Origin of the sequence: Saccharothrix coeruleofusca, assembly GCF_014648515.1 — a bacterium.
Lineage (GTDB): Bacteria > Actinomycetota > Actinomycetes > Mycobacteriales > Pseudonocardiaceae > Actinosynnema > Actinosynnema coeruleofuscum.
This window is the reverse complement of the sequence record NZ_BMRG01000004.1, coordinates 94401-118958: the sequence shown is the minus strand read 5'-3', so window position 1 is coordinate 118958 and position 24558 is coordinate 94401. Positions and strand designations below refer to the sequence as shown.

The following is a 24558-nucleotide window of genomic DNA, read 5'->3' as shown; positions in this document are numbered from 1 at the left end:
TGGGCGATGTTGCGCACCTGGTTGGTCAGGTTGTTCGCCATCGAGTTGACGTTGTCGGTCAGGTCCTTCCACGTGCCCGCCACGTTCGGCACGCGCGCCTGGCCGCCCAGGATGCCCTCGGTGCCCACCTCGCGGGCCACGCGGGTGACCTCGTCGGCGAACGCCGACAGGGTGTCCACCATGGTGTTGATCACACCCGCGAGCGCGGCGACCTCGCCCTTGGCCTCGACGGTGATCTTCTGCGACAGGTCGCCGCGCGCCACCGCCGTCGCCACCTGCGCGATGGAGCGCACCTGGCTGGTCAGGTTGGACGCCATGACGTTGACGTTGTCGGTCAGGTCCTTCCACGTGCCCGACACGCCGCGCACGGTGGCCTGGCCGCCCAGGTTGCCCTCGGTGCCCACCTCGCGGGACACGCGGGTGACCTCGTCGGCGAAGGCGGAGAGCTGGTCGACCATCGTGTTGATGGTCTCCTTCAGCTCCAGGATCTCACCGCGCGCGTCGACCCGGATCTTCTGGCTCAAATCGCCCCGTGCCACGGCGGTGGTCACCTGGGCGATGGAGCGCACCTGGGCGGTGAGGTTGTCGGCCATGACGTTGACCGACTCGGTGAGGTCCTTCCAGGTGCCGGAGACGCCCTTGACGTCCGCCTGACCACCCAGCCTGCCCTCGGTGCCCACCTCGCGGGACACGCGCGTGACCTCGTCGGCGAACGACGACAGCTGATCCACCATCGTGTTGATGGTGTTCTTCAACTCCAAGATCTCACCACGAGCGGTGACCGTGATCTTCTGACTCAGATCACCCCGCGCCACCGCGGTGGCCACCTGGGCGATGGAGCGCACCTGCGCGGTCAGGTTGCCCGCCATGAAGTTCACCGAGTCGGTCAGGTCGCGCCACATGCCGGAGACGCCCTTGACGTCCGCCTGACCACCCAGCGCGCCTTCCGTGCCCACCTCGCGCGAGACACGGGTCACCTCGTCGGCGAACGACGACAGCTGATCCACCATCGTGTTGATGGTGTTCTTCAACTCCAAGATCTCACCACGAGCGGTGACCGTGATCTTCTGACTCAGATCACCCCGCGCCACGGCGGTGGTCACCTGGGCGATGTTGCGCACCTGGTCGGTGAGGTTGCCCGCCATGAAGTTCACCGAGTCGGTCAGGTCGCGCCAGACGCCGCCAACGCCGGGCACCTGCGCCTGGCCACCCAGCCGCCCCTCGCTGCCCACCTCGCGCGCCACGCGCGTCACCTCGTCGGCGAAGGAGGACAGCTGGTCGACCATCGTGTTGACGGTCTCCTTCAGCTCCAGGATCTCGCCGCGCGCGTCCACGTCGATCTTCTGCGACAGGTCGCCGCGGGCCACCGCCGTGGCCACCTGGGCGATGTCGCGCACCTGGCTGGTCAGGTTGCCCGCCATGGCGTTGACCGAGTCGGTCAGGTCGGCCCAGGTGCCGGACACGCCGGGCACCTCGGCCTGGCCGCCCAGCCGCCCCTCGGTGCCCACCTCGCGCGCCACGCGGGTGACCTCGGAGGTGAACAGCGACAGCTGGTCCACCATGCCGTTGAACACGGTCGCGATCTCGCCGAGCAGGCCATCGGCGTCATCGGGCAGCCGGGTGCCGAAGTCGCCGTCGCGCACCGCGGTCAGCCCGGCCAGCAGCTGCCTCAGCTCCGGCTGGTCCACCGCCGCCGCTCTGCCCCGTCCCACCCGACGATCGGCTTCCACCGTCACGTCGCCCACGTCACCCTCGTTCCGCTTGTCGCGCGATCGCGCGTGAAAGCCGACACCACCACCGCGCCCGGCTTCTTCAGGCGGCGGTGCACCGCGACCAAATTACACACATGTCAGTCGTCCGAGGGACAGCGGAGACCGCAGGTACAGGAGCGAGGGGCCCGAACGGGGGTGTGCGGGCACGACGGCAGCCCGGCACCGGGGCCGGTGCCGGGCTGCCGTCGAGGTCGCCGTCAGGTGAGGGCGGGGCCGGACTCCTCGCTCCCGGACAGCTCGCGGAGGAACTCGTGGCACTGCTTCGCCCGCGCGGAGTCCTCCTCCATGACGCGGCGGAAGAAGTCGGCGATGTCCTGCCTGCCCGCGTTCTCGGCGTCACGCACGTACTGGCCGTAGTCGTGCCCGGCCTTGAGCGAGTGGTACTGCACCGAGATCAGGTCGAAGCTGACGTCGTCGAAGCCGGTCTCACCGGTGGCCATGTCTCCTCCTCGTCGTCGATGAGGTCATCGGTCACCGTGCGTAGTACCCGCGGATTTCCGTCTCAAGCGCACTGACCCCGCCCACTTCCGGTGAACACCCCACCCGCGTCAGCAAGTACTACCCGTGCCGCTTCGTCGAGCGCGTAACTACTACCCGTCTCATGAACGTCCGGGGCGGGTAGTAGTTATCTGCCCCCTCCCAGGGGTCGGGTAGTACTTGCCGACGCGGAGCGGGTCAGCCGAAGGCGGGCAGCAGGCGGGTCAGCTCGCCCGCGTCGAGCACGTCCAGCACGCGGCCCTCCGGTCGCCTGCGCACCAGGCCGCGCTCCAGCAGGGCGTCCAGCACCGCGCTGCCCAGCGCCCCGCCCAAGTGCGGCAGGCGGTGCGTGCGGTCCAGGCACGCCGTGGCCCGCTTGCGCCTGCCCGCCGCCACCGCGTCCGGGTCGACGCCCAGCTCCGCGAACGCCGTCGGGTCCGGCCCCAGCGCCACCTCGTCACCACGGCCGTCGGGCGGCCGGAGCGCGCCGCGCTCGACCAGGGTGCTGAACACGACGACGCCCAACCTGCCCGCGGCGTGGTCGTAGCAGGTGTGGGCGATGTCGGCGGGCGAGGGCTCGCGGTCGACGGCCGCGTCGGCACCGGCGTAGCGGGACAGCGCCGCCAGCACGCCCGACAGGCCCGCGTCGGCCACCCGGTACAGCGCGTGCCTGCCGGAGCGCTCGACGGCGACCAGGCCGCTCGCGCGCAGCCGCCCCAGGTGGTTGCCCAGCCGGGAGGCGGACACCCCGATCGCGTCGGCCAGCTGGGTGAGCGTGTGCGGCCCCTCCGCGGCCAGCAGCTGCAAGGCGGTCAGCCGCACCGGGTCGGCCAGCTCGCCCGCCAGCGCGGTGGCCTTCGCGAGCACCCGGTTCTCCGGGTCGATCCATCCCGCCACGTCGTCAGGCTAGCACCTTTCAAGCCTGCCTGAACTGTTATTGCGGCAGATCCCGTGCGCCCCTACAGTGACCATTCACGTCTTCCTGAAGGGTGGTTTCCGATGGTCGTCGTGCTGGAACGGGCGGCGGGGTGGCAGCGCCGCCTCATGTGGGGACGCGGGGTGTCCGCGCTGGGCGACGGCCTGTGGTTCACCACCTGGGCGCTGTACTTCACCCGTGTGGCCGGGTTCCCGCCGGTCGTGGTGGGCGTGGGGATGACGGTGGCGGGCGCCTGCGGGCTGCTGGCGGCCGTCCCGCTGGGCGCGCTGGCCGACCGCCTGGACCCGCGCCGCGTCCTGGTGGCGATCACCGGCGTGCGCGCGGTCGCGATGGCCTGCTACCTGCTGGTGGACAGCACTTGGGCCTTCCTGGTCGTCACGGTGGCGTTCGTGGCGCTGGCCAACGGCGGCAACGCCGCCCGCACCGCCCTGGTGTCAGCTCTGGTGTCCGATGACGACGAACGGGTCGCCGTGCTGGCCCGGCAGCGGGTCGCCCAGCACGTCGGCTACGCCGCGGGCGCCGGGCTGGGCGCGCTGGTGCTCTCCGTCGACCAGCCCGGTGTCTACCACCTGTCCATCGCGGGCAACGCGGTCAGCTTCCTGGTGCTGGCCGCGGTGACGGTCAGCCTGCCGTCACCCGGTGTCGCAGTCCGCCGCCCCAGCGCGCGGACGGCCCTGCGCGACCTGCCCTACCTGGCGGTCACCGCCGTGACCGCGGTGCTGTCGCTGTGCTGGGCGATGCTGTCGACCGGACTGCCGCTGTGGATCGCCGCGACCGGGCTGCCGCTGTCGCTCAGCGGAGCCGTGGTGGTGCTCAGCTCGGTCGGCATCGCGGCGCTCCAGGTCGCGGCCACCCGGCTCGCCACCTCGACCACCCGCGCCGCGCGCACGGCCGTCGGCGCGGGGGTTGCTCTGGCGGCGAGCTGCCTGCTGCTGGCGGTGACCGGTTCCACCGGCACGGGTGTCGGCGTGGGGATCGTCCTGATCGCGGCCCTGCTGCACCTGGCGGGCGAACTGGGCTACGTCGCCGCCGGGTGGCGGCTGTCGATCTCCCTCATGCGACCGCACGCCCACGGCGCCTACCAAGGGGCGACCGAGGCGGCCACGGCCACCGCGCAGATGCTCGCGCCGAGCTTCTTCACGGTGGGGCTGGCCGGCCTCGGCGCGGGCGGGTGGGTGCTGGCCGCGGCCGTGTTCCTGGCCGCAGGCGCGGCGGTGCCCGCGTTGACCCGGTGGGCGGTGCGCACCCGCTGATCAGGACTCCGGCCCGTCGAGCCAGATCAGGTGGAGCTTCACGTCCCCGTCCACCGCCCGAGCGAAGGTGGTCAGCGCGCTCTCCGGGCTCGCGGCGCGGGTGTGGAAGCCGCCTTCGACGGAGAAGACCTCGGCCCGGTCGTGGAACGCCATGCCGTAAGCGGCGATCCAACCGTCACGGCGCTCGCCGTACTCGTGGGCGATGGCGAACAACCTGGGCGCGTCATCGGCGGCCAAGCCCTTCAGGAACCCGGCGAAACCGGCCTCATCCCACAACTGCTCCTGCTCGGCCTGCGCGGTCATCATGTCCATGCTCCGGGTTTCGGTGCACCCGGCTCGCGACCGCAGTGCTGCCGCAGGTGTCGAAAGTGGTGACGCGGCCGTGTCACCCCCGCAGCACCCCGGCCTGCTGCCACACTCGGCGAAGGGCGGTTCGACACCAGGAGGTGGACCGATGGGCGACGGGATTCCGAGCTGGGCCCGGCGCATCCGAGCGCTCCGCGAAGCCAGGGGGTGGTCGCAGGCAGAAGCCGCCGAGCGGATGCGCGAGCACAGCCGCGCCGCGCTCCCCGACCCCGATCACCTGCTGCGGCGGTGGAAGGCGTGGGAACGCGGCGAGAACAAGCCGAGCCCCCACTACGCACCGCTCATCGCCGCCGCGCTGCACACCGTCACGACCGCCCTGTTCCCGCCCGAACACCGCGCGCGAGCGGAAATCCTCGGCGTGACCGGCATGGACACGATGGAGATCGTGTCGCGGTTGCGGGCCTCGTCGGTGGACGAGGCCACGGTGCAGGCGCTGCGGATCACGGTCGACCGGCTCTGCTCCGAGTACGCGCACCGCCATCCGGACGAGCTGCTCGTCGAAGGGCGCGAGTGGCTGCGACGCATCGTCGACCTGCAGGAACAGCGCCTCGGCTTCCGGCAGCGGCGGGACACGCTGGAGCTGGCCGGGTGGCTGGCGCTGCTGGTCGGCTGCCTGGAGTACGACACGGGCGACCGCCGGTCCGCCGAAGCGACCCGGCAGGCAGCCCTCTCCCTTGGGCAGGAGGTCGGCAGCGCAGGCGTGCTCGGGTGGGCGCACGAGATGAGGGCGTGGTTCGCCCTCACCTCCGGCGATCACCGGGGAGCCGTCGCGGCGGCGCGAGCGGGGCGAGCCGTGTCGGGCGGGCACTCGGTCGGCGTCCAACTGCTGGCGCAGGAGGCCAAGGCGTGGGCGCGCATGGGCCGTCCGGCCGAGATGGAGGACGCCTTGGAGCGTGGCAGAGTGCTGCTGGACTCGCTGCCCTACCCGGACAACGTCGACAACCACTTCGTGGTCGACCCGTCGAAGTTCGACTTCTACGCGATGGACTGCTACCGCCACGTCGGGGGCGACCGGCTGGCCAGTGCGCTGGCGAACGAGGTGATCCGAGGGGGCACCGACTTCAACGGCTTCGAACGCTCGCCCATGCGGATCGCGGAAGCCCGGATCACTCTCGGTGTCGCCGCGGCACGCGAAGGCGACCTGGAGGGCGCCGTGGCCTTCGGGCGGCAGGCGCTCACCGGGCAGCGGAAGTCGTTGCCATCGTTGGCGATGGTTTCCCAGGACCTAGCCGCTGTCCTGAGCAGCCGGTTCTCCGGCGAGACCGAGGCCGAGGCATACCTGGCCCAACTGCGCGAGATCCACCACGCCCGCTGAGCGCGAGTCGCGCGTTCGGACACCGCGAGCCGAGCGTTCGCGCTTCCTGGCCGTCGGTGCGGTGTCGGCGTCGACCTCAACGGTCGGCTTTGACGATCAACTGTTCACAGAATGTGAACCCACACCGAGCCGACTCTTCAGCGACTTCAGCTCCCACGTGCGCACGCGGGCGCGCTGATCGAGCTCGATCAGCAGTTCGCGGGCCACCGGGTCGTGTCGGATGCGTTGCGGCGCGATCCGGTCGGCGGTGTCCAGGTGCCGCAGCGCCGCCGCGTCCCGCGAGCCGCCCGCCTGGCAGTGGGCTCGGGCGAGGTCGAAGTGCAGCGCGGCACGCCGGTCGGCGGCGGTGAGGGCATCGGCGTAACCAGGAGTGGCCTCGACCCGCTCGGCCTCGACCGGGCCGCGTCCGGATTCCACGGCCACGGACAGCGCCCACGCCCGCACGTTCGCCGGGCCGAAGCTGAACCACAGCGCGTTCCGCTCCCCCGTCCGTCGCGCCAGTTCGACCGCCTCCGCGAGGTGCGCCGCCGCGTCCGCCGCGCGTCCGGACTTGGCGGCCAGCTGCGCCGACGACAGGTGCAACATGCCGGCCGCTTCCGCCGCCGCGGTGTCCGACGCGGTCGGGTCGGCCACGTCCACGAGGTGCTCCAGGGCGGTGCGGGCGATCCGCTCGGCCCGGTGCCGAGCGCCCAGCCTGCTCAACACCCCGGTAGCCGCCATGGCTGTGAACCCCTGCAGTGCCGGGGACTCCACCCTGCGGGCAGCCTCCTGCGCACGGGCGGCGGCGGTGACCGCCAGGTCCGCGTTGCCGAGGCTGCGGGCGACACCACAGGCCACTAGGCAGGTCTCCACCAGGGCGATGAGCGCGGCTCGGCGGTCCTCGCCGGTCACGACGTGGACGTGCAGGTCGGTCAGCAGTGAACCCAAGCCTCGTCCGGCTGCCGCGTAGCGGCTGTGCGCGGTGTGCTCGTTCGCCTGAGCCGCCAGCCCCGCCAACTCGTGCAGCGGCCGGGCGGGCAAGTCCGGAACATCGTCCAAAGTGGCGTCGTACAGGGCTACGGAGATTTCCGGCAGCGCGGTCAGCGCCTCAGCGGCCACGCGGTCACCGGGCAAGTACGGCTGGCCGGTCAGGTCTGCGACGGAGCAGCCCAGCGCGCGGGCGATGTCCTCCAGCAGACCCCGCCGCTCGAACCAGCGCTGACCGCGTTCGAGCATGGACAGGTACGACTTCGTGATCCCGGCCAGCCCGGCGGCGGTGTCGAGCCCGAGGCCGCGGCGCCTCCGGATGGTCCGCACGCGTTCACCGATCTCGGGCGGGGTCGGCTCGGATCGTGAGCCTTCTGCGACGTTCATCGGCACCTCCCGGCTGCTGCCGAGGGTAGCCGGCCCGGCCCGAACACGATCGAGTCCGTCCACGCCGCAAGCCGCGCGTTCGAGTGGTCGGGTAGTGGTTACCGGCCCCGAGGAGCACGTCGGGTAGTACTTGCAGACGTTGAGGGGCGGTGGAAGCGGAAGTTCAGCGGCGGTAAAGCGCGGCTCCCTACGTTGGCGCCGTGATGCGATTCGCCCACCTCGTCCTGCTGGCCCTGGTCGTGGGCCTGCTACCGCCACCGGTCGCCGCGGCCAGCGGTGTCTCACCGTCCACCTCGCTGGTCGGCACCCAGCAGGTGCTGTTCCGCACGGGCACCAACGGCTACGGGTGCTTCCGCATCCCCGTGCTGGTGCGCACCGCCGCGGGCAGCCTGCTGGCGTTCTCGGAAGCGCGCAAGTCGCCGTCCTGCGCCGACCGCGGCGACATCGACCTGGTGGTGCGGCGGTCCACCAACGACGGCCGCACGTGGGGGCCCATCCGGGTGGTCCTCTCCGGCACCCCCGACGACCCGAACGCGCCGTTCACCAGGGGCAACGCCGTGCCCGTGGTGGACCGGCGCACCGGCCGGGTCGTGCTGGTGACCACCTCCAACGAGGCCGTGCCCGGCGGACAGCGGCTGCCGTGGGTGCAGCACAGCGACGACGACGGCCTGACCTGGAGCACCGCCCGTCCGCTGGGCGCGAGCTTCGACGGGACCAACGACGGCTGGTTCGCCACCGGGCCCGCGCACGGCATCCAGCTCCAGCACGGCGAGCACGCCGGGCGGCTGGTCGTCGGGGCGCACCAGAAGCCCAGGAACGGCACCGTGCTGGCGGGCGTGCTCTACAGCGACGACGGTGGCGACACCTGGCGTGCCAGCACGGTGCCCAACTCCTACGTGGAGGGCCAGCTCAGCCCCGGTGAGATCGCCGTGGCGGAGCTGCCCGACGGCGCGGTCTACGCCCTCGCGCGCAACGAGGTCACCGACGGCAACCACCGGGCCAAGGCGGTCAGCCTCGACGGCGGCACCACGATGCCCTCCTTCACCACCGTGCCCTCGCTGGTGACGCCGACCGTGCAGGGCTCGGTGCTGGCGCTCCAGCGGACCTACCGGTCCACCCCCGGCGACGTGCTGGTGTTCTCCGGCCCCTCCGACCCGAACGACCGCGAGCACCTCAAGATCCGCTACTCCACCGACCGCGGCAACACCTGGCTCAGCCCGGCGAGCGGTCTGGTCACCAACGACCGCTCGGGCTACTCCGACCTGGCGGAGTTGGCGGGCGGCGAGATCGGGGTGCTCTACGAGGGCGGCGTGGCGTTCTCCGCCGACGAGATCCGCTTCACCCGCTTCACGCCGGGCCAGCTGGGTCTGCCGGGGACCACCCGCGGCACGCCGTCGGCGCAGCCGTCCACCCCGGCGGGCCCGACCACGCCGGACAGCTCGCCCGAGGCCAACGACGCCTACCTGGTCGGGAACGCGGCGCTGGACGACGGACTGCTGCTCGACGGCGCGGGCGATCACGCAGACGTCCCGCACTCGCACACCCTGGACCCCGGCGCGGACGACTTCACCTTCACCACCCGGTTCCGCTACAGCGCCACGGCGAGCAGCCCCAACCAGGCGCTGCTGTGGGCCTACGGCGTCGGTTCCGGTCAGCCGCAGGTGTGGCTGCGCGCGCAGCCCGCGAACGACCAGCTGACCGCGTGGGTGCAGGGCAGCGGTGGCGGCGCGTCGGTCTCGCTCCCGGACACCGCGGCGCGGGTCGCGTTCGGCGACGGGGCCTGGCACCACCTGTCCTTGACGCGCGCCGGGAGCAGGGTCGAGCTGACCGTGGACGGCGTGACCGCGAGCGCCACCGGCGTGGTGGGCCCGGTGAACAGCGGCGTCGGCGGCATCCGCCTCGGCGCCAAGCAGGACGCGGGCGCCAGCGACAGCTTCGCGGGCAGGCTCAAGGACTTCCGGCTGTTCCGCAGGGCGCTGAGCGTCGAGGAGCTGACCTCGGTGCGCGGCGGCTACGGGCCGACGGGCGTGCTGCGGCTGGCGTTCCAGTCGGTCGACACGGCGACCGTGCCGAGCCGGACGGCCACGCCGATCACCGACGACGTGTCCGGCCACTGCGCCACGGCGACCCTGCTGGGCGGGCTCCAGTCGCCGGTGGAGGGCAAGTCCTCGTCCGCGATCCAGGTGAACGCGGCGCACCCCGGTGTGGAGACGCCCTTCTCCCCCGCGCTCGACCTCGGCTCGGGGGACTTCACCTTCGCCACCTGGTTCCGCTACAGCGCCACGGCGAGCAGCCCGAACCAGGCGCTGGTGTGGGCCTACGGGACGACCTCGGGCAAGCGGTCGCTGTGGGTGCGGGCCCAGCCGGGGCAGGACCGCCTCTACGCGTGGGTGCAGACCGACACCGCCCAGGTCTCCGTCGCCCTGCCGGACACCTCGGCGTCGCGCACCGCGTTCGGCGACGGCGGGTGGCACCTGATGGCGCTGTCCCGCGAGGGCGGCACCGTGCGGCTCAGCGTCGACGGCGGCACGCCCGCCTCGGTCACCGGCCTGACCGGTTCGGTGACCGCGGAGCAGGACACCATCAGCGGGTTGCGCGCGGGGTCCAAGATGGGCGGCACCGACGTGCTGCAGGGGGCGTTGGACGACTTCCGGCTCTACCACCGCGCGTTGACCGCCACCGAGCTGGCGCAGGCCGCGGCGGGCCGGTTCCCCGGCGACCTGCCCGCGGTGTGGTGGACGTTCGACGGCCAGCGGACCCAGTCGCACGACATGGTGGACCCGGTCACCGGGCCCAGCACCCCGGACGCCTCGGCGCACTGCGTGCGCGCGGCGGCGCTGGGCGACCCGGCCGTGGTCACCGGGAAGGTGGGCGGCGCGCTGTCGTTCGACGGCGTGGACGACGCCGTGCGGCTGCCGTACGCGCCGAGCACCGCGCTGGGGTCCGGCGACTTCACCACGTCCGCGTGGGTGCAGTACCGCGCCACGAGCACGACCGCCGACCAGGTGCTGTTCTGGGCCTACGGCTCCGGGTCCACCGAGCGCAACCTCTGGCTGCGCGCCCAGCCGGGCAGGGACCGGCTGCACGCCTACGTGCAGACCGACGCAGGCGTCGCCGAGGTGTCCGCACCGGACCAGTCGACGGCGGTCGCGTTCGGTGACGGGACCTGGCACCACGTGACCCTGCGCCGCTCCGGCGACTCGGTGGCGCTGCTGGTGGACGGCGCCCAGTTGGGCAGCGCGGCCGTGTCGGGCTCGCTGACCTACGGCGACACCTTCGCGGTGGACGGCTTCCGGCTCGGCGCGAAACCCGACGGCACCAACCGGTTCAAGGGCCTGCTCGACGACTTCACGATCCACCGCAGGGCCCTGACCGACGTCGAGCTGACCGCGCTGCGCCGGGGAACCGACTTCGGTCCCGTCACCGCGGTCCGACTGCCGCTGGACAACGCGGGCTGACACGTCCTCGCGAGTCGAACGCTCGGGTTGCCCGAGTTCAACGCCTGGGCAACCCGAGCCCTACCCGAACGCGGAACTCGCGCCACCCCGGCGTTCGACTCGCGCCACCCCGGCGTTCGACTCGCGGGTCCGGGCGAGGAAGCGGCGGACCAGCGGGTGCCAGCGGTACCGGCCGGGCCGGGGCTGCGCCAGCAGGCAGGCCCCGGCCAACGCCCGCAGGGCGGTCCCGGCGTCGAACACCGGGCACCCGGCCACCGCCGCGGCGGTGCGCGCGCTGAACTCCGACACCGGCAGCGGAGCCCACCGCAACGCCACGTCGCGCAACTCGGCGGGCAACGCGGCGAACCACCCGGCGAACGCCCCGGCCACCGACTCCCCGCCCACGACCAACCGGTCCAGCACCCGATCCGGGGGAGTCTCGGCCAACCACCGGGCGGCACCACCGGGGTCGGCGGCGGCGATCCGCAGCGCCAGCGGCAGGTGGCCGCACAACTCCGCCAACTCCTCCGCCGCCGCCCCCCGCTCCCCCAACACCTCCAGCGAATCCCCGACCGCCAGCACGTCCAGCGGCAACGCCCGAGCACCATCGCGGACCACCAGGTCGCCGAGCCGGTTCCTGCTGGTCACCACGACCACCGCCGACCCACCCGGCAACAACCGCCGCACCTGCGCGGCGTCCTCGGCGTGGTCGAGCAGCAGCAGGAACCGCCGATCCGCCACCGCCGTCCGGTAGCGCCGGTCCGGCTCCCCCGTTCCCCGCCCGTGCGGCTCCACGGTGCGCAGCAGCCGCGCCACCGGGTCACCGGGATCGCGCAGGTCCAGATACAGCTGACCGTCGGGAAAGCGGTCGCGCACCCGATGCGCCCAGTGCACCGCCAGCGCCGACTTGCCCACACCGGGCATCCCGCTGACCACGCACACCCGCACCCCGCCCGCGCGCTCCCACTCCTCCAACCAGCCGGTCAGCTCGGCCAGCTCCCGCTCCCGCCCCGCGAAACCGGGAACGTCGTGCGGCAGCTCAGCGGGTCGCGGCCCCGCCTCCCGCCCCTGGAGGATGCTCCGGTGCAGCCCGACCAGGGCGTCACCGGGGTCCAACCCCTGCTCGACGGCCAACCCGCGGCGGAACGCGTCATAAGCCGCCAACGCCTCGGGCACGCGGCCCGCACGGGACAGCGCCACCATCAGCTGCCACGTCAGCCGCTCCCGCAGCGGGTGCTCGCGCACCAGCGCGGTCAGCTCGCCGATCACCCCGGCGTGCCCGCCCAACGCCAACTGCGCCTCGGCGAAGTGCTCGAACGCGACGACCCGCCGCTCCTGCAGCGCCGGTCCCTCGCGCGCCACCAGCGACTCCGGCACACCGCCCAGCGCGGGGCCGCGCCACAGCGCCAGCGCCTCGCGCAACGCCTCCGACGCCGCAGCGGCCCGACCGCGCGCCAACTCCTCGACACCGCGCCCGACCAGCCCGGTGAACACCTCCAGGTCCAGCTCGCCGGGTGCCACCACCAGCCGGTAGCCGCGCGACTCGCGGACCACGGCCGCCTTGCCCAGCAGTCCGCGCAGACCCGACACGTAGACCTGGAGCTGGCCGCGCGCGTTGGCGGGCGGGTGGTCGCCCCACAGCAGCGCGCACAGCCGCTCGTCGGCGACCTCCCGGTTGGCGTGCAGCAACAACACCGCCAGCAGGCCCCGGCGCTTCGGTCCGCCCACGCGCAGGGGCCCGGTCGCGCCGTCCGCGGCGACCGGGCCCAGCACGCGGAAGCGGACCGGGGACCGCGCGGCCCCCGGCCGTTCCGGTTCGGTCACGACGTCGGGATCTCCCGCCCGTAGAACCTCATCGCGCCGTTGGCGTTGAGGTAGGAGAACAGCAGCTCCGAGGTGTTGGAGTTGCGGTACGCCAAGGCGAACGGGTCGGTCGCCACCGGGTCCGGGTTCGGGCCGGACATGTCGTACACCGAACCCCACTCGTTGCTGGCCGTGGCCGTCTCCCAGATGCCGTGCGCCTCCCCGTCGGTTCCGCGCACCACGACCGCGACGCGGCCGAGCGCCGGGTCCAGGATCGCGGCGGGCGCACCCGCGGAGGTCAGCGCACCGACCGGCGTCCAGTCCGCAGGCCACGCGCCGCTGCCGTCCTGGAGCTTGCTCACGATCGCACCGCCCGCGTCGCGGACGAACACCTGCGCCGAGTAGCCGGGGCGCACCACGACGGACGGAGCGCTGTTGAGGCCGACGCCGCCCAGGTCGGCCCACGCCGAGACGGAACCGTCGTCGTAGTACTGGATCACCTTGATCGACCCCGCGGTGGTCAGGCCGAACACCTGAACGCCGCTGCGCACCGCGACCACCTCCAGCGAGCCGGTGAGGTCCTGGTCGCCCAGGTTGCGCCAGTACGGCACCGAACCGGTCTGCGCGTGGGCCCACAGCTTGCCGTCGGCGTCCACCGCGAAGTGCACCGCGGTCCCGGCGACCAGCGCGGTCTTCGGCGGCGACGCCATCGAGCCGCCCAGGTCCGCCCACGCGCCCCAGCTCACCGCGTCCAGCGCGGTCTGGGTGATCGACCGCAGGTCGCCGTCGGTGTGCTGCGCGGTGATCCGCACGCGGCCGTCGGACAGCCGCACCAGGGTGGGCTGACCGGTGAACGCCTCGTTGCCCGAGAGCACCTGCCACCGCACGGCGCCCACGACGTCGGGGTTCTCCTGCAGGCCCGCCACCACGCGACCCGAGTTGTCCACGTAGGCGTGCCAGATCTTGCCCGTCAACGCCCCCTCGACGGGCGGCAGCTGCAACGCCGCCATCCGGGTGTTCTTCGCGATCTCCAGCGTCGGCAGCGGGTCGGCGAACCAGCCCAGCAGGTCCACGACCACGTGCGCGGTGCCGGAACTGCCGTTGCGGAGGCGGATCTTGCCGTCGGTGCCGGGCTTGAGCACGATCATGTTGTCGCGCCAGGAGTCCGCCTTGAAGTCCATCACGCTGACCGACGGCTCGGCCTGGCCGACCGGCCACGCCTTGAGGTAGCCCGCCTCCGCGGGCGTGACGACCACGTTCACCGCCGCGCCCGCGATGCCGCGGGTCGGCAGGCCGTTGGTGCCGCCCACCTGGACGTCGATCGTGCCGTTGGCGGCCACCGGCAGGCCCGCGCCCGCCGTGCGGGTGTTGAGCAGCCGCTTGGCCACCGGTCGGTAGCCCGCGCCCTGGCTGGCGTTGGCGGTGAAGTAGCCCTGCACGGTGACGCTGAGGTTGACCGCGGCGGAGCCGTTGTTGCGGAAGACCACCTTGCCGTCGGCGGACAGCGGGATGATCGCCTGCGACTGGGTGGACCCGGCCGCGTAGTTGAACACCGGCCGGGTGCTGGACGCGCCCGCGTTCAGCCAGCCCCCCGCGCTCGCGCCCGGCACCAGCAGGTTGACCACGACCGCCGCGGCGCCGACCGGGACCAGGCCGCCCGCCAGCGTCACGGTCCGGTTCGCGTCCGAGGCGATCGTGCCGGTCGTGGTGCCCAGACCTTCACGGGTGTCGACGACCCTGGTGTGCGCCACCGGGACGAACCCGCCGCCGGTGGTGCCCTGGCTGCTCTTGAAGTAGCCGTGCACCTCGACGCCGATGTCCACCTTGCCGGAGGCGTTGTAGACGGCCAGCTTGCCGTTGGCGCCGACCTGCACCACGGCGAAGTTGGAGATGGTCTCGCCCTTGACCGCCGAGATGTGGGTCAGCGTCGGCCGGGCCGCGCCGTCGGGCCACAGCTCGGCGAAGGTCGACTCGGTGGGGTTCATCAGCGTGATCCGCACCACCACCGACCCCACACCGGAGGTGGGCACCCCGCCCACGCCCAGCACCGGGAACGCGGTCGTGCTGGCCGCGCCCCGCTCCCCGGTCACCCCGCCCACGCCGGACCGGGTGTCCAGCACAGCCGGGGCCGCGGGCAGCGGCACGTAGTCGCCGCCGCCGCCCGCGGCGTCCGCCAGCGCGGCGGGCGCCTGCGGCAGGGTGGTCACCAGCAGCAGGGCCGCCAGCGCCATCGTTGTTCTTCTGAACACTTCACTCTCCTCGACCGAGCTGGCTCGCGCAGCTCGCGTTCAGGGGACGGGCGGCGGTCACGGTGTGGCCCCGACGGGGACGGGCGCGCCGCCGTCCTCGATCAGGCCGAGGTTGTGCCTGCCGCCGGTCTTGGGGCTGTAGATCGTGTTGGGCACCACGGCGTGCATGTTGATCCCCGGTGCGCCGCCCTCGTACATGCCCTCGGCGGTCATCTCGTAGGACACCGGCACCGTGCGCCGCCCCTTGTAGATCGGGGTGACCTCGTAGCGGACGATCTGCTTGCTCCTCAAGGCCGCCTCGACCTTCTTCTCGAAGTTGTACATGTGGTGGTTGATGGGCTGGTCCCTGGTGGCGACCTTGGTGGCGTTGGCGGTCCGGCCGCACGTGGACAGGTTGCGCAGGTCGCTGCCGCTGCCGCCGAACTGCTTGCCCAGCAGGTGGCACCGGTTGATCCAGCGCGTCAGCTCCTCGCGCTCGACGCCCAGGCTCCGGGCGTACCCGAAGGCCCACCCCATGCCGGGCGGGTTGACCGAGGCCGGGGTGCCCTTGCCGTTGTCGAGGTCATCGATGGTCAGGCACGCCTCCACGCCGGTCGCCCGGCCGCCCCTGGCCGTGTCCACCGGCTTGTAGTTCGGCTCGGGCAGCTGCTCGCGGCAGTCGCCGCCGCGCGCGTTGGTCACCCGCATCGAGTACGGGTCGCCGAGCGAGCTGACCGTGGCCACCACGACGCGGGCCGCGCTGGACACGTCGTGCACGAGCCTGCCGACCCGCCGCACGGCGTTCTGGTAGATGTCGTCGGTCGCGGCCTTGGCGTCCTTGACCACGTCGCGGCTGGTGCCCAGCTTCGCGGCGGGCTTGGACGGCGAGGACGACACCAGCTTGGGCAGCGTGACCACCGGCGCGGTCGCCCCGGCGGGCAGCGCGATCGGCGTGTTCTTGGCCGCGTGCTCGTTCTCCGCCCGCGCCTGGTCGGAGATCCGCTTGGCGCGCAGGTAGGCCGCCAGCCGGGCCGCCGCCGCGATCTCCTCCGCGGTCGGCCCGCCACCGCCACCGCCGCCCGGACCCGCGCCGGTTCCGGGGGAGGCGTCGGTGCCGGGGTCGCCGACGGGCGGGTAGAACCTGGTGCCGCTGCCGCCGCACTGGTTGGTCCACGGGTGGGTGTCGCAGAACCGCTCCAGCACCGACGGTTGGTGCTGCCAGCCGGCGCTGTAGTACACGTCGCAGGTCACGCCGTACCGGCCGGTGCAGGAGGAGTCACCGAGCGGGGTCGGCTTGATGACGTTCCAGATCATCCCCAGGCCGATGCCGACCCAGCCGAACTTGCCGCCCTTGGGTCCGCTGGGCGCCTTCGGCTTGGTGGGGGTGTACGGGCTGGCCGGGTAGGGGCGCGGGCCCTGGAAGTGGCCGGTGGGGTCGTTGTAGCCCACGGGGTCACCGGCGCCGTAGGCGTAGCGGTTGGCGTAGGAGGCCGAGCCGCCGGAGGTGTCCAGCGTGTCGCGGGAGGAGAACCCGCCGGTGCTCGGGTCGTACCAGCGCACGCCCGCGTCCACCCGCCCGGTGGCCGGGTCGGTCCAGTCGCCCTGGAAGCCCAGCGCGCCGGTGTCGCCGTTCCTGGCGGTCACCTTGCCGAACGGGTCGTAGCCGGTGGAGTCGGGCAGCGCGGTCAGCGCGCTGTCGACCGGGTCGAAGCCCGCCACCACGTCGCCGTGGGCGTCGGACAGCGTCAGCCGCTCGGTGGTGCCGCGCGCGGTGGCCACCAGCTCGTCGCCCGGTCCCCTGGCGAAGCTCTGCGCGCCGTCGGAGACGACCTCGTCGGCCAGGCCCGCGTAGGTGAACCGGGTGGCGCCCCTGGTGGCGACGCGGTCCAGGTCGTCGTAGCCGTAGGTCTGGCCGTTGGCGGACACCATCCGCTCGAACGCGTCGAAGGAGTACTGCTCGGTCTGCTCCGCGGTCGTCTTCGACCGCAGGCCGCCCCTGGCCGAGTAGGCGTAGGTGCTGGTGCCGTCGGACAGCAGCCGGTTGCGCTCGTCGTAGGTCGCGGTCCTGCCCGCGGCCTTGGCGCGGTTGCCCGCGTCGTCCCACTCGTAGGTGGTGGTGGCGCCGCCCGCGGTGACGCCGGTCAGCCTGGCGGCGTGGTCGTAGGTGTAGGTCGTGGTGCCCGCGCCCGCCAGGCCCGCCGTGGTCTCGCTGGCGACCGTGTCGTCGGGGTTGTAGCCGTAGCCGATCGAGGCCACGGTCTGCTTGCCCGCGTTGGTCAGGGTGTCCGAGGCCAGCCTGCCGACGTCGTCGTAGCCCAGCGAGCGCACCCGGCCCGCGCCGTAGTCGATCGCCTTGACCGCGCCCGCCTGGTCGTAGGTGAACTTCTGCGCGGTGCCGGTGAGGCCGTCGGTGATGCTGCTGAGCCTGCTCCTGGTGTAGCCGTAGCTCGCGGTGCCCGCGGCGTCCTCGCGGGTGGCGGTGTTGCCGTCGGGGTCGTAGGTGAACTCCGCGACACCGCCGGGGCCGGTGGTGCTCAGCAGGTTGCCCCGGTCGTCGTAGGCGTAGGTGTTGGTGCCGCCCACCGCGCCTGCCGAGGTGAGCCTGCCCGCCAGGTCGTAGCCGATCTCGCGGGCGGCGGTCTCGGCTTCCGCGCCCGCACCGGTCTCGTCGGTGGGCCGGTTCGCCGCGTCGTAGATCCGTTGCCGGGTCACGCCGCCGGGGGCGGTCAGCGAGACCGGGTTGGCGTTGCCGTCGTAGCCCACCGTCCAGGTCCGGTCGGCGGTGTTCGGGTGCGCGGCGGTCGCGGGCTCGGTGGTGGACTCGGCCAGGCCGAGGTTGTTGTAGGTGGTGATGGTGGCGTTGCCGCGGCCGTCGGTGTAGCGGGTGCGGTGGCCCGCCGCGTCGTAGCCGGAGGTGGTGGTGATCGACTTGCCGTCCGCGACCGGCTCGACCTGCTTGACCAGCCGGTTGGCCGCGTCGTAGGTGTAGGTGCTGGTCTGCTTGAGCGGGTCGGTGGCGGTGGTCAGGTTGCCGACCGGGTCGTAGCCGTAGCCGGAGCTGCGCAGCACGGTCCCGTCGGCCTTCAGGATCGCCTCGGCGACCTTGCGCCCGAACAGGTCGTAGGTGCTCTGCGCGGTGCGGCCGAAGCCGTCGGTGGTCCGCACCCGCCTGCCCATGAAGTCGTAGCCGTGCTCGACCCGCACGTCGTTCGGGTCGGCGGACTTGATGAGCTGGCCGAGCGTGTCGAAGGTGTTGGTGGTCGTGGCCCCGCTGGGCAGGGCGGAGGTGAGCACGTTGCCCGCGTCGTCGTAGCCGACCCTGGTGGTGAACGCGCCGGGGACGGGGCGGCGCTCCACGGCCGTGGCGGTCACCTGGCGGTCGAGGTCGTCGTAGGTCGCCTCGGTCCGCGCGCCAGTGGGATCCACTGTGGACAGCAGTTGGCCGGATCGGGTGTAGGTGAACCAGGTGGTGGCGCGCTCGTCGTCGGTGGAGGCGGGCTGGTCCAACTTGGTCAGCCGGTCGAGCTGGTCGTAGGCGCTGCGGGTGGTGTTGCCGCGGGCGTCGGTGACCTCCACGGCGTTGCCGTTGCCGTCGTACTTCGTGGTGGTGGTCGGCGTGATCGGCTTGCTCGCGCCCGGCGCCTGGTAGGCGGGGGACGACTTGCTCACCGGCCTGCCGAGCCGGTCGTAGGCGGCGCGGGAGACGTTGCCCAGCTCGTCCTTGCCCTCGGTCGGCTCGCCGAAGGTGTTGTAGCCGGTGACCACGGTCGGGGTGACCGTCGTCGCGGCCTGCCCGCCGGTCTCGGCGAGCACCGGCGCGCCGGTCGTGGTGACCGGGCGGCCCAGCTCGTCGTGGGAGACGCGGGTGGTGAACGCCGCCGGGTCCGCGCCGGCGGCGGTGCCGCGGGCGTCGGTGGCGGAGGTGGCCAGGCCGCGCTGGTCGTAGCCGGTCTTGGTGACGCGGGTGGTGGTGCCGTCGCTGACGCGCTCCTCGACGAGGTTGTCCGCGTCGTCGTAGACGTAGGTGACCTTCTGCTCGTTGACGGGCACGACACCGGAGACGTTGGACCACTTGCCCGTCGACGTCACCGAGGTGACGTTGCCGTTGCCGTCGTAGGTGAAGGCGTTGGCGCGGTTGAGGCCGTTCGGGTCCAGCACCGCGGTCAGCACCCGGCCCAGCTTGTCGACGGTGTTCCGCGCCACCGTCTTGCCGTTGTCGACCACCTCCTGGACGAGGTGGCCCGCGCCGTCGTAGGTGTTGTCCTCCAGCACGTAGTCGCGCGTGCTGCCGTCGGGGTTGCGAAAGTTCTTCAGCACCGACCGCTTGAGCAGGCCGTCGTCGTAGTGCTCGTGCTCGACCCGGCGGCCCATCGCGTCGGTGGTGCTGGCCAGCCTGCCCGCGAAGTCGTACGCGTAGGAGTTCAGCACCAGGTAGTCGCCGGTGCCGGGGGCAGGCGCGCCCGGCGGGTCGCTGCGCCAGTCCCGCAGCCGGACCTCCGCCAGCGCGTTGCGGGCGGTGTAGGCCATGTCGAAGCGGTTGCCGTTGGGGTCGGTGACGGAGGTGACGTTGCCGAAGGCGTCGTGGTCGTAGCCGGTCTCGCCGCCCTCGGCGTCGGTCACCGTGAGCGGGCGGCCGTGCTCGTCGTAGTCGGTCGTGGTCACCCGCGGCTGGTCCCCGCCGAGCAGGTCGGCCTGCTCCACGCGGGTGGGGTTGCCGTCGGCGTCGTAGTCGGTGGTGGTGCGCAACTGGTGCTTGACGCCGCTGATCGGGTTGGTGGTCACCGGCCCGGTGGTGGTGCGCGGGCGGGACATGCCGTCGTAGGTGAACGTGGTGACCACTCCGGACGGGAAGGAGTCGGAGATCTCCTTCTCGGTGGTGCGGCGGCCCAGGGCGTCGTAGGTGTACTCGCGCACCAGGCCGTTGGGGTGGGTGATCCGGGCCAGGTCGCCGTTGGCGTAGTAGGCGAAGCGGGTCACCTTGCCGCGGCCGTTGGTGGAGCCCGCCAGCAGGCCGGCGGGCACGCTGCCGCCGCCGACCGCCACCTCGGAGCCGTTGGTGTAGGTGTTCGAGGTCGTGCTGTTGTCCGGGTTGGTCTGCGAGGCCAGCTGGCCGGTGAAGTGGTAGCTGTAGCTCGTCCGGTAGGTGTTGTCGGTCGGGCCTGCCGACCGGCCGTCGCGGGATTCGACGGGCAGGTCGTTGCGCGGGTCGTACTGGTTGGTGATGGTGGCCGGGTAGGTCTTGTACGAGGTGTGGCACACCGTCGCCGTGCGGCAGGTCTTGGTGGAGGTGACGTTGCCGCGGGCGTCGTAGGTCAACCAGGTGGAGTCGCCGTTCTCGTCGGTGACCGTGGTGAGGTTGCCGTTGTCGTCGTAGGAGAACGCCCGGATGCTGGTGCCCTCGGTGCCGTAGCGCACGAACACCGGGCCGCCGGAGTCGTCCGGGATCGTGGTGCAGAACGCGGGGTCGTTGGGGTCGGGCTGGGTGCAGGTCTCCACCGGCTCCGGCTCGCTGGGGGCCGGCTCGCCGGGCTTGTCCTCGGAACGGGCCTCCACGCCCAGCGGCAGGCCGTAGCGCAGCAGCCAGCCGCCGATCGCGTCGTACTCGTACAGGCTGGGCCTGCCCGCCGGGTCGAGCACCTCGACGCTGCGGCGCAGGTCGGTGTCACCGCCGTAGACGGCGGGCGCGCCGATCCGCCACGTGCCGCCGTCGGCGTCGGTGTACTCCTTGAGCCGGTCGCGGCTGACGTCGTAGGTGGCGGTGGCGGCGACCCGGCCGCTGGGCAGGGTCACCTTGGCCAGCTGGTCGGCCTTGGCGGTGGCCGCCTTGTAGTGCGCCGCGACCGAGGCCGCGCCCAGTGGGCCCGCGTAGAGCGAGACCTCGTCGATGGTGCCGTTGTAGGACCGCTGGGCGGTGGCGCCCCAGGCGGGCCAGGACGCGGGCGTGCCCGCGTAGGCCGCGCCGATCTGGTTGAACGTCAGCAGGGCGTGGTCGACGGTCTTGCCGGTCAGCTCACCGACCTTCGCGCCGTCCAGGTACAGCGTCTGCGTGCTGCCCATCGAGGACAGCACCACGTGGTGCCAGCGCCCGTCGTTGACCGTCGCGACCGAGGTGATCGGGGAGATCGAGCCGGTGGCGAACTGGCCGCGCAGCTTGCCGTCCGTGCCGACGTACAGCACGGGCACACCGGTGGTGGACGCGCTGCCCAGCGCCTTGTCCTGGTAGCCCAGCAGCGGACCGCCGGAGCCGCTGGGGTTGTTCTTGAACCACAGCTCGACCGCCGCGTCGCGGCTCTTCTTCAGCGTGCCCTTGGGCAGCTCCACAGCGGAGGTGGAGCCGTTGAACGCCGTGGACTGGTCGGTGGTGCCCGCCAACGGGGTCTCGGTGCTCGGGGTGGTGCTCTTGTAGGTGCCGACGTCCTTGCCGAGGTTGACGGCGACCTCGCTGGAGGCCGCGGTGCCCTCGGTGTCGCCCAGCCGCCAGTACGACTCGGGCCGCGCGTCGAGCACGGCGCTGCGGTAGTGCGAGCCCGCGCTGTAGTCGTAGCCGGTGCACGCCGAACCGGGCGCGCACACCTTCTTGAGCACGTCGCCGTCGTAGGTGTAGTTCCACGTCAGCGCGGTGCCGTCGACCGGGTCGGTGCGCACGCTGGTGACGTGGTTGCCGGTCCAGGTGAACAGCAGCGCGCGACCCGCGGTGCTGGTCTGGCTCACCGACGCCTGGACCTTGCTGAGCTTGCCCTCGGCGTAGGTCAGCACCAACGAGCGGTTGGCCACGTCGGTGATCCTGTTGAGCTTGCCGGTCGTCGCGAACTGGTAGGTGGTGCCGGACTTGTCCAGCAGCTTCCACGAGGTGCTGTCGGAGGTCAGCGACGCGGTGCGGCCCGGTGGGGCCGCGTAGGTGCCGTCGGCGTTGCGGCCGAACCGGACGGCCTGGCCGTCGGGGTAGGTCACCACGACGTTGCCCGAGCCGTCGTCGTCGGGCACCACCTTCATGTCGTAGCTGGTGCTCCAGCCCGCGCCGAACAGACCGTCGCGGCGCGGGTCGAGGCTGTTGTAGGTGCGGGTCAGGGTCAGCTGCGGACCCACCGTGGCCGCCGTCGCGTCGACAGCGGAGGTGGTGTGGTTGCCGCTCTGCGGGTCGAAGTCCTGGTTCTGGTCGGAGTAGGGCGCGCCCGCGATGCGGGAGGTGATCTCCGGCTGCGGCACCTGGGCCAGCAGCACCGAGTACGGCGAGGGCACCTCCGTGGTGGCGTCCTTGACGAAAGCGCGCCACTGGTAGGTCCTGCTCCACCGCAGGGTGCCCGCGGGCACGGTCCACGCGGTCTTGGCCTGGTAGCCGGAGTTGACGCAGTTGACCGGTTTGCCCGCCGCGTCGCTCTCGCAGACCTCGAACTTGAACTGCAGCGACGAGGACGGCGGGGCGTCGATGTCCAGCGCCCGCGCCCACAGCTGCGGGGTCAGCGTCGGCGCGCGGAACCCGTTGGGCGGGAACAGCTCCTGCACCACCGGTGGGATGTCGAAGACCTGGAGCACGATCCGCCCCGGCGGGACCTGGTGGTCGGTGAAGACCGGCCCGCCGGAGCGGACCATGGTGAAGTCGAGGAAGTACTTGCCCGGCGGCAGCGCCTTGATGGTCGCTTCCAGGGTGACCTTGCCGCCGCGCGCCACCGTCGAGGTGAGGTTGGCCGCGCGCTGCTGGACCACCGAAGCGCCGGTGTCGGCCTTGTAGGCGCGATAGGCCAGGTAGTAGTCGCCGGGCGCCCAGGCGGCGGCGCTGCGGTTGGTGACGGTGATCTTGACCTTGCCGTCCTGGTTCTGCAGCACCGGCGGCTTGGGCACCGGGTCGGCCAGCTTGTAGGTCGCGTTGTACGGGCTGTGCGTGACGAACAGCTTGGGCGGGTTGGCGGTGCCGGGGCCGGTGAACTTCTTGGCCCCCGTGCCGCGCAGGGACAGGCCGTGGTTCGCCTGCTCGCCGTCGACCCAGCGCTGCACCAGGTCGCGGCCCCCGGAGCCGAGGTTGAACAGCTCGCCCGCGCGTGGGCACGCCGAGGAGGACTGGCCGAACGCGATGTAGCCGTGCGCGAAGGACTTGCTCGCCAGCGCCCCGCCCACGGACGGGCCGGGGTAGGAGTAGTCGCCGTCGGAGACCCAGGAGCTGGTGACCGGGTGCACGGTGACCTGCCGCGGGTTGCACGACTCGGCCTCGTAGTTCACCGCCCACAGCTGCGCGCCGAAGATGGTGTGGTGCTGGAGCCTGCTCACCAGGCCGCCGAACCTCAGGTACGCGGCGGCGTTGGGGCCGATGGAGAAGTCGTTGCCACCGGGAGAGGAAGCACCACCCGAGACGTACATGCTGCTGTCCGCGGCGTCGCCCGCGACCGGCAGCTTCACCGTCGGGTCCACCGAGACGGGGAACGCCCGGCCGGGCTCGCGCAGCCAGCCGCCGTCGACGCTCACCTGGAGCGCGGGCGCGCCGCCGGAGGTGACCAGGCGGTAGGAGACGCCGGTGGAGCGCGCGGACTTGGCGTCCACCATGTCGCCCGCCGGGATGACCGCCCGCCGGGCGCCGGAGGCGTCGGCGAACACGACCTCGCCGTCCACGACGCTGGGCGTCAAACCCTTGAGCGTCAAGGGGAACAGGTACTCGGTCGGCGCGTCGGGCCCGGCCAGGACGAGGGTCTCCTTGGCACCGCTGGGCACCGACTCCACCCTGAGGTCCACGCCGGGCAGGACACCGGGGTAGGTGACGGTGGTGCCGTCGGCCGTGGCGGTCGCCCGGTTCGCGCCAGCCAGCGAGTAGGACACCGAGTGGTCCTGGTCCACGGTCAGGGTGACCAGGTCACCGCCGGACTGGCCCGCCAGGCGCACGTCCACTTCGTCCGCTGCGTTGTGCCAGCCCTTGCCGGGGTCCGCCACCAGCGAGGGGTCGACCGGCTTCCAGGAGCCGTCGGCGGCGCGGTAGTTCACCTTGGCGGTGGAGAACTCCGTGGTCTGGGTGCCGTCGGCGTTGGTGTAGACGCGCTCGTGGGCGGTGCGCGCCTCCGGGATCTCCTTGCTCGTGGCGGCGTCGTACCCGGTCGTCCGGGCGACCGGTGCCTCGACCTCCTCGACGGTGTTGTCGACCTTCTGGTCCCACACCTGCTTGGGGTAGCGGCCGCGGATCGACTCGGGCAACGTCCGGTTGTCCGGCTTGCCCTCGACGTGCCCCGCGGCCGCCGCCGCGGCCGCGGAGCCCCACAACTGGTCGGGCCCGCGCAGCGCGGACAGCACCGAGCCGTCGACCGGACCGGCGCCGCCGAGGACGGCGTCACCGGCCGTTCCCCCGGCGAGCACCGCGACGGTGAGCCCGATGGCGAGGAACTTCACCCCGCCCGCAGGCAGGAACAACAACCCGGTCAGTCCGGGACGAGACCGACGACCGCGCACGAACACCCCCAGCCGAAAGACGGCGACTTGTTGCGCCGCGCGAACTATCGGTGGTGCCGCTTGCAGAATCCTTGCAGTCCGATCGTGTCCACACAGGACCGGAACGGTGTGCGCACGAAGGTTAACAGCAGTTGTCCACAGGGAGAAGCCGAGGAGAACCCAGGGCCTCACTTCGCCACCTGCGGCCGAGC

At 72.4% G+C, this 24558-nt stretch carries 11 protein-coding genes; 3 read left to right on the top strand and 8 right to left on the bottom strand.

The window, feature by feature from the left end; all coding sequences use genetic code 11:
• The 3 genes from IEZ00_RS12715 to IEZ00_RS12705 form a co-directional block, all read right to left on the bottom strand.
• The coding region (locus tag IEZ00_RS12715) for a HAMP domain-containing protein (RefSeq protein WP_229795711.1) at window positions 1–1736 on the bottom strand (1736 nt) is incomplete at its 3' end.
• A 233-nt stretch (window positions 1737–1969) separates the two neighbouring features.
• Window positions 1970–2212: an acyl carrier protein gene (locus IEZ00_RS12710; RefSeq protein WP_189223433.1), complete on the bottom strand. Its 243-nt coding sequence runs from the start codon at window positions 2210–2212 to the stop codon at window positions 1970–1972.
• A 235-nt stretch (window positions 2213–2447) separates the two neighbouring features.
• Window positions 2448–3146, bottom strand: coding sequence for an ArsR/SmtB family transcription factor (locus IEZ00_RS12705; protein ID WP_189223432.1), 699 nt, complete (start codon window positions 3144–3146; stop codon window positions 2448–2450).
• Window positions 3147–3248: 102 nt separating this feature from the next.
• On the opposite strand from IEZ00_RS12705, the gene IEZ00_RS12700 reads away from it, so the two are divergent.
• Window positions 3249–4439 carry an MFS transporter gene (locus IEZ00_RS12700; RefSeq protein WP_189223431.1) on the top strand — a complete coding sequence of 397 codons (1191 nt, stop codon included), beginning with the start codon at window positions 3249–3251 and terminating at the stop codon, window positions 4437–4439.
• Here IEZ00_RS12700 and IEZ00_RS12695 read toward each other — a convergent pair whose 3' ends face one another.
• Complete coding sequence (locus tag IEZ00_RS12695) at window positions 4440–4742, bottom strand: hypothetical protein (RefSeq protein ID WP_189223430.1); 303 nt, start codon at window positions 4740–4742, stop codon at window positions 4440–4442.
• 151 nt (window positions 4743–4893) lie between these two features.
• Here IEZ00_RS12695 and IEZ00_RS12690 point away from each other — a divergent pair, with 151 nt between their 5' ends.
• Window positions 4894–6120: a helix-turn-helix domain-containing protein gene (locus IEZ00_RS12690; protein ID WP_189223429.1), complete on the top strand. Its 1227-nt coding sequence runs from the start codon at window positions 4894–4896 to the stop codon at window positions 6118–6120.
• Between the two features lie 96 nt (window positions 6121–6216).
• Here IEZ00_RS12690 and IEZ00_RS12685 read toward each other — a convergent pair whose 3' ends face one another.
• A complete protein-coding gene (locus tag IEZ00_RS12685; protein ID WP_268248699.1) occupies window positions 6217–7473 on the bottom strand; it encodes a helix-turn-helix domain-containing protein in 1257 nt (418 codons plus the stop codon).
• 203 nt (window positions 7474–7676) lie between these two features.
• Here IEZ00_RS12685 and IEZ00_RS12680 point away from each other — a divergent pair, with 203 nt between their 5' ends.
• Window positions 7677–10931 (top strand): sialidase family protein, encoded by a 3255-nt coding sequence (locus tag IEZ00_RS12680; protein ID WP_229795707.1) that lies wholly within the window; start codon window positions 7677–7679, stop codon window positions 10929–10931.
• Between the two features lie 60 nt (window positions 10932–10991).
• On the opposite strand, the gene IEZ00_RS12675 is transcribed toward IEZ00_RS12680, so the two are convergent.
• The 3 genes from IEZ00_RS12675 to IEZ00_RS12665 are packed head-to-tail and all read right to left on the bottom strand — an operon-like array spanning window position 10992 to window position 24331.
• Complete coding sequence (locus IEZ00_RS12675) at window positions 10992–12734, bottom strand: AfsR/SARP family transcriptional regulator (protein ID WP_189223426.1); 1743 nt, start codon at window positions 12732–12734, stop codon at window positions 10992–10994.
• On the bottom strand, window positions 12731–14962 hold the full coding sequence (locus tag IEZ00_RS12670; protein ID WP_189223425.1) for a DUF8189 domain-containing protein: 2232 nt from the start codon (window positions 14960–14962) through the stop codon (window positions 12731–12733). Before IEZ00_RS12670 ends, IEZ00_RS12675 begins: the two co-directional genes overlap by 4 nt.
• 57 nt (window positions 14963–15019) lie before the next feature.
• Window positions 15020–24331 (bottom strand): LamG-like jellyroll fold domain-containing protein, encoded by a 9312-nt coding sequence (locus IEZ00_RS12665; RefSeq protein WP_229795545.1) that lies wholly within the window; start codon window positions 24329–24331, stop codon window positions 15020–15022.
• Between the last annotated feature and the right edge of the window lie 227 nt (window positions 24332–24558).